A 12,802-nucleotide genomic window follows, 5' to 3' on the forward strand; every position below is an offset into this window, starting at 1 on the left:
GAAGACTCCAAGAGGGAACCTTTATAGTGTTCTGTTGTCACTGAAGCTTTGCATGATCAAGGTCGCAATCAACGGATACGGCACCATCGGCAAACGTGTCGCCGATGCAGTCGCCGCTCAGCCCGACATGGAGGTCATTGGGGTCTCGAAGACGAAGCCAAGCGCTGAAGGTTTCGTCGCGAACCAGCGCGGCTACCCCCTCTACATCACTGAGATCAACCGCAAGCCTCTCTTCGAGGAGGCCGGGATCAAGGTCGCCGGTGACGTCACCGAGATGATCAAGCAGGCCGACATCGTCGTCGACGCCACCCCTGGCGGGATCGGAGAGAAGAACAAGAAGCTGTATGAACTCCACGGCGTCAAGGCGATCTGGCAGGGCGGCGAGGACCACGAGGTCGCAGGCTTCTCCTTCTGTTCAAGTTGCAACTTCGAAGAGGCGAAAGGGCGCCAGTTCACCAGGGTGGTCTCCTGCAACACCACCGGGCTCTGCCGGATCATCCAGGCGGTGGACGAAGGCTTTGGAGTACAGAAAGTACGGGCAACGATGGTCAGACGCGGTTCAGACCCCGGTGAAGTGAAGAAAGGCCCGGTCGACGCCATCGTCCTCAACCCCGTGGAGATCCCGAGCCACCACGGCCCTGACGTCCAGAGCGTCCTCCCGCAGATCGAGATCACGACCATGGCGATGATCGTCCCCACCACCTTCATGCATATGCACGCCCTCCAGATGGAACTCAAGACAGAGGCCACCAGGGAAGAGATCCTTGAGATCATCGAGGCACACCCCAGGATAGGACTGGTCAGGAGCGCCACCGGGATCAAGAGCACCGCCGAACTGAAAGAGTTCGCGCAGGACATGGGGCGCCCGCGCGCCGACCTGTACGAGAACTGCATCTTCGCCGATTCGATCGGGTTTGTCGGGAAGGAACTCTTCATGTTCCAGGCCATTCACCAGGAAGCCGACGTTGTCGTCGAGAACGTCGACGCGATCAGGGCGATGATGAACGGCGCCGGGGACGCCGCAACCTCGATCAGCATGACCAACAAGGCCCTCGGGTTCCGTGCCATCTGAAGAAGTTTAATCCTCATAGCACCCCAACTCTTTTTATGGATCCATACTCTCTTGCCACACGCAATACTGTCGAGATCGTCACCGACGAGGAGTTGCGGGCTCTCCTTGAAAAGCCCGTCAAGCGAGTCTACGCAGGCTACGAACCGAGCGGCGAGATCCACCTCGGCCACCTCGTGACCATCAACAAACTCATAGACCTCCAGAAGGCCGGATTTGAAGTGACCGTCCTCCTTGCCGATCTCCATGCCTTCCTCAACCACAAAGGCACGCTGGAAGAGGTGCGGGAGACCGCGGAGTACAACCGCCGGTGTTTCGAGGCCCTGGGACTGACAGGAGCGAACTACGTGATGGGCACCGACCTCCAGCTCAACCCCGAGTACGAACTTCTGGTCCTCCAGCTCTCCCAGGAGGTCACCGTCAACCGCGCCCACCGTTCGATGGACGAGGTCGGGCGCGGGATGGACCACCCGGCCGTCTCGCAGATGGTCTACCCGATCATGCAGATGGCCGACATCGCCCTCCTCGGGGTCGACGCTGCGGCCGGCGGGATCGACCAGAGAAAGATCCACATGCTCGCCCGCGAGCATCTCCCTGGCATGGGCTACTCCGCCCCGGTCTGCATCCACACCCCCATCATCAATGGCCTGGACGGGAAGAAGATGTCCTCCTCTGCCGGCAACCTCATCTCGGTCGCAGACTCGGAGGAGACGATCAGGAAGCGGATGAAAAAGGCCTTCTGCCCGCCTGAGATCGAGGAGAACCCGGTGCTCCAGGTGCTCCAGCATCATGTCTTCCCCCGCTTCGAGACGGTCACGATGCACCGCCCGGCAAAGTTCGGCGGCGACCTGGAATTTAAATCCTACGCCGAGGCCGAGACAGCGTACGCCGGCGGGACGATCCACCCGCTGGACCTCAAGAACATGACTGCTGACTACCTCGTCGAGATCCTCGCCGGGGTCCACGACGCCGTCGTATAAGGTGAGAGGAAAGTATGGGCAAGGACAGAGACGGACGGGACTTTGACAGGAAACTCGAAGAACTGGGCGTCAGGATCAAAGACGAAGACGCCAGGAAGGTCAGAGGAGAGGTCTTCGACGAGGTGACCCTCCTCGCCCTGTACCGGCTTGTCCACAAGAAAAAACTCTCGGCGGTGGGGGGGTCGCTCTCTACCGGAAAAGAGGCAAATGTCTTCCTGGGCGAGCGGGACGAGAACCTGGTTGCGATCAAGATCTACCGGATGCGGACGGCGAACTTCAAGGCGATGGCCGACTACATCATCGGCGACCCGAGGTTTGTCTCGGTCCGCCGGACACGCAAGGACATCGTCTTCACCTGGACGAGGAAAGAGTTTGCAAACCTCAAACGGGCATATGAGGCCGGCGTCCCGGTCCCTGAGCCCTATGCCTTCGACCGCAACATCCTGATCATGGAGTTCCTCGGCGAAGACGAGGTGCCGGCGCCCCAGATCCGGTACATCGACCTCCCTGAACCGGACGCGACTTATCGCGAGATCATCGAGAACATCACGACGCTGTACCAGAAGGCCCGCCTCGTCCATGGGGACCTGAGCGAATTCAATATACTCTGGGTGGACAACAGGCCCTATATCATCGATATGGGCCAGGCGGTCACCCGCGAGCACCCGAATGCCGGCACTTTCCTGGTCAGGGATATCAGGAACATCAACCGTTTCTTCTCCTCGTTCTGCGAGGTGGAAGACGAGGAGGTGCTCATGGAGCAGGTGACCGGCGGGGCGATCAGACCACTCCGCGAGAAGAAAGATTGGTGAATGAGATGACAATACAGGAGATCAAGATCGGAACGCAACGGATTGGCGCCCTCATTGGAAAAGGAGGAGCCACGAAGAGAAAGATCGAAGAGAATACCGGGAGCACCATCAGGATCGACAGCGAAGAGGGCGACGTCCATATCGAGGGCGAGGACGCCTTCGGGGTGCTGCGGGCCGCGGATGTGGTCACCGCCATTGCACGAGGGTTCTCTCCTGAGCGGGCCTTCGTGCTCTTCGAGGACGAGGATATGGCCATTGAGATCATCGATCTCTCTGAGATCGACCCCTCCCCCAAACAGCAGGAACGTCTGCGCGGACGGATCATCGGCAAGGCCGGGAAGGGTCGTCAGCAGATCGAAGACATGACCAGGGTCGAGATCTCGGTCCAGGGAAAGACGGTGACACTCATCGGCATGCCTGAAAAACTCAGGACCGCACGGGCCGCCATCGAAATGTTGATCAATGGTGCCCAGCACGAGACGGTCTTCTCCTTCCTTGAGAAGAAGCGGCGCGAAGCGCGCGAGGACATGCTGGGGTATTACTACTGACTGGCATTATTGCCAATGGAAAGAGATATACAAATTACTCTATATATCTCACGATCTGGAATCAAATGTTCAAGTGTGGAGTGGAAATAAAGGGGTCTATATGAAAGTGACTGACCTCCCCATCCCGGCGCCCCTCAAACAATCGTACACGACAAAGGGCATCAAGAACCTTTACCCGCCACAGGAGGAGGCGGTCAGGTGCGGGATCTTCGACGGAAAAAATCTTCTTTGCGCCATCCCCACCGCAAGCGGGAAGACCATCGTCGCAGAGATGGCGATGCACCGCCAGGTGGGGGTGGGGGGCAAGTGTCTGTACATCGTCCCGCTCAAGGCGCTGGCCAGCGAGAAGTACGAGGACTTTTCTGAGAAGGGGCTTGCGGTCGGGGTGGCGACCGGGGACCTGGACCGGCGCGACGCCTACCTGGGCAGGAACGACATCATCGTCGCGACCTCTGAGAAGGTCGACTCATTGCTCAGGAACAAGGCGCCGTGGCTCGGGGAGATCACCCTGCTCGTCGTGGACGAGTGTCATCTCGTCGGGTCTGAGGACCGCGGGGCGACCCTTGAGATGGTGATCGCCAAACTTAGGCGCAGGAACCCGGAGATGCAGGTGATCGCCCTCTCGGCCACGGTCGGAAACCCCGGTGCCATGGCCGGGTGGCTGGACGCCGCACTGGTGACCAGCGAGTGGCGGCCGGTCGACCTGCGCGAGGGGGTCTACTGGCAGGGGGCGATCCACTTCGAGGACCATACCCGCAGGGTGCCGGCGCCCTCGAAGGACGATGCCCTCAACCTCTGCCTGGACACCGTCGACGAGGGGGGGCAGTGCCTGGTCTTTGTGAACAGCAGGCGGAATGCCGAGGCCTTCGCAAAGAGGGCGGCATCAAAATTAGATCTCTCCGACCCAGCCCTCGAATCGGCGGCCGACCGGATCAACGGGCGGGCCTCGACCGAACTGGGCCGGACGCTCGCGCGTTGCGTGAAAGGCGGGGCGGCCTTCCACCATGCGGGGCTCGCCGCCGCCGAACGCCACGAGGTCGAGGAGGGATTCAGGGCAGGGGCGATCAAGGTCATCTCCTCGACCCCGACCCTTGCCGCAGGCCTGAACCTCCCTGCCAGACGGGTGATCGTGCGCGATCACCTCAGGTTCGGCCAGAACGGGATGGCCAGGATCCCGGTCGGCGAGTACAAGCAGATGGCCGGGCGGGCCGGGCGGCCCCACCTCGACCCATATGGCGAGGCGGTGCTCACTGCAAAAGGGGAAGGCGAAGGGAAAGATCTCTTTGAGACTTTTATCGAGGCGCCGCCTGAAGAGGTCCACTCGCAGTGCAATGCCGAGAACGCTCTCAGGTCCCATATCCTCTCTCTGATCACCACCGGGTTTGCAAAGAGCCGCGCCGAGGTGCTCGACTTTATGGAGACGACTTTCTATGCCTACGAGCACCAGGGGCAGCACTCGACCATCCAGGAGACGGTCGAGCGGGTCGTCGACGACCTGGTAAGGGCAGAGATGGTCGACGAACTCGACGAGTGGCTCGAAGGGACCACGTATGGGAACCTGGTCTCCAGACTCTATATCGATCCGAGGACGGCCGAGGCGGTCGTCGAGGCGCTGAGGTTACAGCCCGCATTCTCAGATTTCGGGGTGCTCGAACTCCTCTGCGAGACCCCTGACATGCTCACCCTCTTCCTGCGCAAGGCCGACTACGAGGTCGTCGACCACTTCCTTGCCAGTCACCGCGACGACCTCTGGACCGGGGTGCCGTACGGATATGACGAGCGCGAGCATTTCCTCCAGAGTGTCAAGACCGCCATGCTCCTCCTCAACTGGGGCGAGGAGGTGACCGACGAGATGATCTGCGAGCGCTTCAATGTCGGGCCAGGCGACATCCACAACAAGGTCGAGACCGCAGTCTGGCTCATCTACGCCACCTCCCGTCTTGCCCACCTCTTCGCCCCTGACCTCGAGACCTCGATCGCCGAACTGGGGACCAGGGTGAAGCACGGGATCAAGCGTGAACTCCTCCCCCTGATCAAACTCCGCGGGATCGGGCGGGTGCGGGCGAGAAGGCTCTTCAATGCAGGGTTCACCACCCCTGAAGATCTCAAGAACGCCGGCGTCAGGAGACTCGCCCCTGTCCTTGGTGAGAAGACCGCGGCCAGTGTCATCGTCCAGGCGGGCGGGAAGGTCGAAGAGGGAGAAGAAGTTGATCCAGATGTGAACGAGGTCAACGAACCGATCCCAGAACCTCCAGGCGAACACCAGACTTCGTTGAGTGCATTCGGAGGAACCAACCATGAATGAGTGTGAAGTGAAAGAGGCGGTCATCAAGGTGGACTCGCTCCCGGGCTTCCTGAAGAAGATGGCCGGGATCGCCGAGATGTACCAGACCCATATCATCTGTTTTGACGCGGACGAGATGGCCGGACGTGGGCATGCCGAGAAGGCGGTGAGGCATGCGGTGCGTTCATGGCGGGAAGGCCGGGCGATCTCAAGGTCGCTGGAGATGGAGGCCCTCCTGTACGCCGCCGGGACGCGGCAGTGCCGGATCGGGACCGAGATCGGGCTTCACGAGGGTACGAACCGCTCCTATGTCTGCTTCTGCCCACCTTCCCCTGAGGCCGCCAAGACCTTAGGCGAGATGGTCAGGTGGGCGGACGAGGACTGGGAGGAGATCGACCCCTCCAGGCAGGCGCGGTTGATGGAGCGCTTCGAGATCACCGAGGAAGAACTTGAAGCCGCAGACGGAAGGATCACACTTCTCGTTTACGAGCGCGTCGCCCTTCTCGAGATAAACCGATAATTCGTCCCTGTAGAAATCCTCACCAATTCCTGGAGTGAACGCGACTCACCTACCTTCCTACACTTCCGTCCTGGGGGCGCTGCCCCGGACCCCTGAGATGATGACGGGACCGGAAAGGCATAATGGGGGATTGTGATGAAAGTGCCGCCATCCTCGACATACCGTGCGGCGGGGGACCAGGGGGTGCAACCCCCCGCCACAGAGGGGTGCTGCCCCTGCCCCCAAGGAACCCTCTTCATGGTGATCCATGCTACCTTCTCTGCTCAATCTTCATCAGGGAGTTCAAGGGGGAAATGAGTGAGAACAAATTCAAGAATAATTCTCAATTTTTAGTTCTGTAAAATTCCACATGAACCCCGGGTTCACGCATATGGGATGAAAATTTTTCGTCGCTTGATCGCTCAACTTCAAGACCGAGGAACTGATGGAGAGTTCGTGTCATCACCGCCCTGACCTATCTTCGGTCCGTAGGAGGTCCAGGGAATTTCCCCCAGCGCGAGATGACGGTGAAGACTCTACGATAGGGAGAGTCGATCCATATGAAGAATTTTCTATCCTCCCCATATCATCTTCAACATAATATTACGAGTTCAAACACTGATGCAAACCTGAAGAGACTATCGTCTCGAACTGAAGGCTTTCCTTCCTGGAGTATTACGCCCTATCCTCCACCTGGGGTCTGGAAAGACAAGAATGCATGCATGGATCTGCAAGGAAAAGGGGAGGATTTCCTCACCATATCTACCGCGCTCTTCTGAGTGGGGGAGATCTGGAGAGTTTTGGGATGACCTCATAGCGATTGGGCATGAACCTGGGGCTCACGCATGCGGGATAAACATGACTGTAGACCTTTGGATCGTGCACTGATGTGTGATCCTCCTTCTGAGCACATACCACGCGGGACGATATCGGATGACCATCCTCGCTCGTCCTCATTGTGGGGAGAACAAGCGCCAGCAGGTTCAAAAACATCAGTGACAATCCTGCGATTGAGGGCGGGACATCTGATCATCTCATCTTCCCACACCCTCTGGATGAAGATTGGGACTGGAGGGCATAGGGCACTGCAGTCCTCGCTCTCTCGTGTGGTAGATATGAGCAAAGTGAACATGAGAAGGTCTCTGAGCTTCGAGGTGTGACCGAAGGGAACTTGAGAAAATTATGGCCCTGTAGAAATCCTCTTGATGACTATCTCTGGCGGGGTGCTGGCCGCCCCCCGCACCCCCCGCGTCAAGATAGGTCGAGGATGGCAGCACTCTCGTCACAATTTCCCATAATATCTTCCCGCCCCTATCTTCCTCCCAGGGGTCGGGGGGAGCGCCCCCGGCGCGAGGCTATGGGAAGGCGGATGACACACATTTTCCACACGAGAAGTGAGGATTTCTACAGAGCTAAAATTATGAGTTTTCGAGGGCTGAGCGCAAACCTTCGAGCGGCACGCCCCGCACCAAAAAGAAAAAATAATCTATCCCTGTGCATGTGAGATGATATGCAGCAACTCAGGGACGATGATCTGCTCGGTGGCAAGGGTGACCGCCCCGGTCGATCCTGGAACACAGAAGATCACTTTTCCCCCGGCGACTCCGGCGGCGGCACGCGAGAGGAGGGCCGAAGTCCCGATGTCCTTATACGAGAGCATCCTGAAGAGTTCCCCGAACCCCTCGATCTTCTTCCCGAAGAACGGTTCCACCGCCTCAATGGTGCAGTCGTCAGGGGTCAACCCCGTCCCGCCATTGAAGATCACGGCATCGGCCACCGAGAGCGATTTGAAGAGCGAGGCCCTGATCGCCTGGAGATCGTCTTTTACAATCGCGGTGTGCACGACACGATACCCTGCCGCCTCAAGGAGGTCTCGGATCGCCTTCCCGCTTGTGTCGGTCTCTTCGGTCCGCGTCGAGGAGACGGTCACCACCGCGACGGTCACCTCGATATCTTTGATATGTTCTGGTTTCATCAGGAGTCCTCCCAGAGTGATTGATCCCTACCCCCAGATACCACTTGTGGACGACAGAGAACCCCGACCCCTTTATTTCCACTGGAACAAAAGAAACGAAGAGCAGAGAAAAATAGGAGTGTTTTACTCATTCTCGACCCATGATCCCGGCTTCATCCCCCATGAGATAACCTCCAGGAAGAGGTTAAAACCACATGAAACCCTTTCTCCTCGTTTAAATAAAAGATCGAGATCACTCCTGATCATAATTAGATCATGGACGATCAGACCTCAAATCACCCCTGATCATACCCAGGATCACCCCCAATCATGGCCACATCTCCCATGATCATACCCAGGATCACCCTCGATCATACTGATCACAGACAGATCCTCCGTGATCATACCGCTGATCTCCTCAGATGATACCTCTGATCATCAACAACTCTGATCGCCAGATCATTCTGATTGTCAGATTGATTGTCGGATCTCTGATAATTCTGATCCCTCATAATTCTGATCTCTATGAGATCCCTGTGATCAGTCTCTAGAGATCCCTGTGATCAGAGATCACCCTGATCCTCCTGGTTCTCCTGACCCTCCCAGTTCCCCTGATCCCCAGATATTTTGATCACGGAGACCACAGATCACCCCTTCATCTTGATCCCTGATCGTCATCTCCGCGATTTTCGACAGTCATGATTTTCGATTGTTATGATTTTTATGACCTTTGTAATTCTTGACCTCCCTGGTGATAGGTCATCATGACCTTTGATTTTTCAGGATCTCTGATTTTCAAGATCCTTGATTCCTGAGATCCCTGAGTCCCATCTGTTTTGATCCCTCTACCCCTCGATCTCTATGAGTGCAGATCATACTGATCTCTGATTCTCACTTCTCTGGATCTCCATGATTCTTTGATCCCGACAATTCCTTGATCTCTATGATTTCAGATCGAGATGATCCTGGATCCATGATCAGGATCCAATCTGATCCTTGATCTGAAATCTATTGGAGAATTGATCTGCTGGATCACAGAGAAGAGATCTACGATCAGATCACGCGCCGATCCCTGATCACTGATCATGATCTGACCAGATCAGCGTGATCTCTGATCTCTGATCAGATCGGATATATAGTACAAGTCGCGAACCATACCACAAGCTGTTTTTCACTGTATAAAAGGAAAACAGGATCCTGTTTTCCTTGCGTTTCCAATCGAAACAAAGGGGTGGGGGTGATCGCTTGTGATCATGCGAGATCAGGCTGATTTTTCAGAAAAGAGGATCATATTTATAGGTTATCTCCAATGGAAACAAAGGGGTTATATCCCCTCCCCACCATGAGATTAGTGTTTACTCTACTCGCTCTGCAGTTGATATTATGTCTGAAAATGATGATCAACCCCTTGGTCTCTTCCAGAAATTCCTGAGCAACAACCGTATTTTCAAGAACCGGGAAGTGCTCAGGCACTCATACCGACCACAGATCCTCCCCCACAGGCGCCCCCAGATCGATGCGATCGCCTCCATCCTCGCCCCTGCCATCAAGGACGAAACTCCCTCGAATATTCTCATCTATGGGAAGACCGGGACAGGGAAGACTGCCTGCGTCCGGTACGTCGGGAGCGAACTTGAGAAGGTCGGCGCCGGGGTCGGGACCGGGTGCCGGGTGGTCCACCTCAATTGTGAGGTGATCGACACCCAGTACCGTGTCCTCGCCCAGATCGCCAAGAGTCTTGAGGACCTGGATGCTACCGCAAGTGACCGCGCCCGCGCTCACATCCCGATGACCGGGTGGCCGACCGACCAGGTGTACGCCGAACTCAAGAACCAGCTTGAGGCGACCGGGGGGGTGCTCGTGATCGTCCTCGACGAGATCGACAAACTCGTCAAAAAAAGTGGGGACGAGACCCTGTACAACCTCACCAGGATCAACGCCGACCTCCAGGGCTCGAAGGTCTCGATGATCGGGATCTCCAATGACCTCAGGTTCACCGACTTCCTCGACCCCCGCGTCCTCTCCTCTCTCTCTGAAGAGGAGATCGTCTTCCCCCCATACAATGCCCCGCAGCTCTGCGACATCCTTGCCCAGCGCGCTGAGATGGCCTTTGTCGAAGGAAGTCTTGAAGAAGGGGTCATCCCGCTCTGTGCCGCCTTCGCCGCCCAGGAACATGGGGACGCCCGCCGCGCCCTCGACCTCCTCCGCGTCTCAGGGGAACTTGCAGACCGCGAGAACGCTGCAGAGGTGAAGGAGAAGCACGTGCGCATGGCCCTTGAGAAGATCGAGACCGACTCGATGATCGAGTGCATCTCGACCCTGCCCACCCAGAGCAAGGTCGTGCTCTACTCGATGCTCCTCCTCGAGCAGATGGACAAGAAGATCTTCACCTCTGGCGAGGTGACCAGGGTCTACCGCGAGGTCTCGCGGATCGTCAACATCGACCCCCTCACCCATCGACGGATCACTGATCTTATCTCAGAATTAAATATGCTCGGGGTGATCAACACCCGCGTCGTCTCGAAAGGCCGATATGGAAGGACAAAAGAGATGTGGTTTGACAGCAACACGAAGAAAATACAGGAAGTGCTCGCGAAAGACCCGAGGCTTTCTGAGGAACGTCTCGCCCAGGTCGACCTCAACCGCCTGAAGGCATCGTTTCGGTGATTGCAATGGATGACAAAGATCGTTTGATCCTCTATATCCTGGAGGAAAACAGCCATGTTCCGATCGAAGAACTGGCAACCATGGTAGAGCTCCCTGCACATGACGTCGAGGACCGGGTCAGGGCGCTGGAGGCAGCAGGGGTCATCAGAAAATACTGCGCGGTCATCGACTGGGAAAAAGCCGGTGACGGTGCGGTCACCTCGATCATCGCCCTGAAAGTCTCCCCTGAGCGCAATTACGGCTATGACAAGATCGCCGAGCGGATCGCGCGGTTCAGAGAGGTGAAGACTCTCCGTCTGGTCTCAGGGCGCTATGATTTTATCGTCGTCGTCACCGGGCGGACGATGCAGGAGGTCGCCCGTTTTGTCTCAGAGCACATCGCCCCCATGGAGCAGATCACCGAGACCGCGACCCAGTTCGTGATGAAGACCTATAAGGAGAATGGGACGCCGTACGATGAGCGGATCGCCGGGGAGCGTCTCCCGTACTCATTCTGAGGTGACAGATGCGGGACTTTATATCTGAACGGGCCAGGGAGATCCCTCCGTCAGGGATCAGAAAATTCTTTGACCTCTGTATTGGGATGGACGACGTCATCTCCCTTGGGGTCGGCGAACCAGACTATTCAACCCCATGGAATATCAGCGAGGCGGGGATCTACTCGATCGAGCAGGGAGTCACCTCGTACACCTCGAACAGGGGCCTTCCTGCCCTGCGCGAGACCCTTGCCGCCGACCTGGCGCGCCGGTATGGCACCGCCTATTCGGCCGAGGATGAGATGATCGTGACGACCGGGGTCTCAGAGGCGGTCGACATCGCGATCAGGGCGGTCACCGATCCCGGTGACGAGATCCTCGTTATGGACCCGAGTTATGTCAGCTATGCTCCCTGCGTTACCCTGGCGGGTGGTCGCCCGGTCCCGCTCCCATGTCTGGAGAAGGACCGATTCAAGGTGACTCCTGAGGCATTGATGGAGCGGATCACTCCGAAGACCAAGACGATCCTCCTCAATTACCCGAACAACCCGACCGGCGGGATCATGGACAGGAGCGACTACCAGGCACTTGCCGATATCCTGGTAGACCACGACCTCCTCCTCATCTCAGACGAGGTCTACTCTGAACTCACCTATGAGGGGACCCACTGCTCGCCGGCCTCGCTTGACGAACTTCGTGAGCGCACGATCACGCTGAATGGTTTTTCCAAAGCCTATGCGATGACCGGATGGCGTATCGGGTATCTGTGCGCTCCCAAGGAGATCTGCGACGCCGCCCTGAAGATCCATCAGTATGTGATGCTCTGCGCCCCAGTGATGGGCCAGGTGGCTGCGCTGGCGGCTCTGCGGCAGGCAGAAGAGGACAAAAATAAGATGGTCCGCGAGTACCGTCTCCGCCGCAACCTCTTTGTCGAGGGGCTGAACCGGATCGGGCTGCAGTGTCATATGCCGCAGGGTGCCTTCTATGCCTTCCCCTCGGTGAAGGCGACCGGGCTTACAGACGAGGAGTTTGCCGAAGGACTCCTGAAGGAGGAGAAAGTCGCGGTCGTGCCTGGCAGTGCCTTTGGCCCGGCCGGGAAGGGGCATATCAGGTGTTCGTATGCCACGAGTCGTGAGGACCTTTCAGTCGCAGTCGATCGGATGGGCGAGTTTGTCACCAATCTCCGCGGCTAAGATCCGCGCGATCTTTTTTTGCCGGTTCATCTGATCCTGATCTGTTCTGTATGACCATTGTCTGACAATTCCAGCCTGCTGGACCCCCTTGTTTCCACTGGAGATATCGATATTACTCATTATATTTTATTCTTGAGATGTGTTGGGGTGTGAGATGTTTGGGGCTTTTTTTAGAGTGGAAACCCTTCTTGGGGTGGAGTGAAGGTGTATGATTTTGAAGAATGTTCTCGTCGCCTGGTTCTGCGAGTTCAGGAGAGATGTCGATCTGATCTGGGCCCGGTCGGGTATATTCATATAGAAGGGAAGATTCCCAGCGCCTG

The 12,802-nt window shown here is 57.2% G+C and carries 10 protein-coding genes; 9 read left to right on the forward strand and 1 reads right to left on the reverse strand.

Annotated elements, in window-relative coordinates:
• The first annotated feature begins 52 nt into the window (after positions 1 to 52).
• The 6 genes from J2129_RS10425 (at position 53) to cgi121 (ending at position 6,213) form a co-directional block, all read left to right on the forward strand.
• Complete coding sequence (locus tag J2129_RS10425) at positions 53 to 1,072, forward strand: type II glyceraldehyde-3-phosphate dehydrogenase (protein ID WP_209630806.1); 1,020 nt, start codon at positions 53 to 55, stop codon at positions 1,070 to 1,072.
• Positions 1,073 to 1,107: 35 nt separating this feature from the next.
• Positions 1,108 to 2,049: a tyrosine--tRNA ligase gene (locus J2129_RS10430; protein ID WP_209630807.1), complete on the forward strand. Its 942-nt coding sequence runs from the start codon at positions 1,108 to 1,110 to the stop codon at positions 2,047 to 2,049.
• Between the two features lie 14 nt (positions 2,050 to 2,063).
• Positions 2,064 to 2,861, forward strand: a complete 798-nt coding sequence (locus tag J2129_RS10435) for a serine protein kinase RIO (RefSeq protein ID WP_209630808.1) — start codon at positions 2,064 to 2,066, stop codon at positions 2,859 to 2,861.
• Between the two features lie 5 nt (positions 2,862 to 2,866).
• Positions 2,867 to 3,409, forward strand: a complete 543-nt coding sequence (locus J2129_RS10440) for a KH domain-containing protein (RefSeq protein ID WP_209630809.1) — start codon at positions 2,867 to 2,869, stop codon at positions 3,407 to 3,409.
• A 100-nt stretch (positions 3,410 to 3,509) separates the two neighbouring features.
• Positions 3,510 to 5,714 (forward strand): ATP-dependent DNA helicase, encoded by a 2,205-nt coding sequence (locus J2129_RS10445; protein ID WP_209630810.1) that lies wholly within the window; start codon positions 3,510 to 3,512, stop codon positions 5,712 to 5,714.
• A complete protein-coding gene (gene cgi121 / locus J2129_RS10450; protein ID WP_209630811.1) occupies positions 5,707 to 6,213 on the forward strand; it encodes a KEOPS complex subunit Cgi121 in 507 nt (168 codons plus the stop codon). The genes J2129_RS10445 and cgi121 overlap by 8 nt, the downstream gene beginning before the upstream one ends.
• Positions 6,214 to 7,678: 1,465 nt before the next feature.
• Here cgi121 and J2129_RS10455 read toward each other — a convergent pair.
• Positions 7,679 to 8,167 (reverse strand): molybdenum cofactor biosynthesis protein B, encoded by a 489-nt coding sequence (locus J2129_RS10455; RefSeq protein ID WP_209630812.1) that lies wholly within the window; start codon positions 8,165 to 8,167, stop codon positions 7,679 to 7,681.
• Positions 8,168 to 9,529: 1,362 nt separating this feature from the next.
• Here J2129_RS10455 and J2129_RS10460 point away from each other — a divergent pair.
• From J2129_RS10460 to J2129_RS10470, 3 genes are read left to right on the forward strand one after another with little or no spacing between them, the layout of a single operon-like run.
• A complete protein-coding gene (locus J2129_RS10460; RefSeq protein ID WP_209630813.1) occupies positions 9,530 to 10,813 on the forward strand; it encodes an ORC1-type DNA replication protein in 1,284 nt (427 codons plus the stop codon).
• Between the two features lie 5 nt (positions 10,814 to 10,818).
• Positions 10,819 to 11,310 (forward strand): Lrp/AsnC family transcriptional regulator, encoded by a 492-nt coding sequence (locus J2129_RS10465; protein ID WP_209630814.1) that lies wholly within the window; start codon positions 10,819 to 10,821, stop codon positions 11,308 to 11,310.
• Positions 11,311 to 11,318: 8 nt separating this feature from the next.
• A complete protein-coding gene (locus J2129_RS10470) occupies positions 11,319 to 12,482 on the forward strand; it encodes an aminotransferase class I/II-fold pyridoxal phosphate-dependent enzyme (protein WP_209630815.1) in 1,164 nt (387 codons plus the stop codon).
• Positions 12,483 to 12,802: the final 320 nt, after the last annotated feature.

It is taken from the genome of Methanofollis sp. W23 (assembly GCF_017875325.1).
Taxonomy (GTDB): Archaea; Halobacteriota; Methanomicrobia; order Methanomicrobiales; family Methanofollaceae; genus Methanofollis.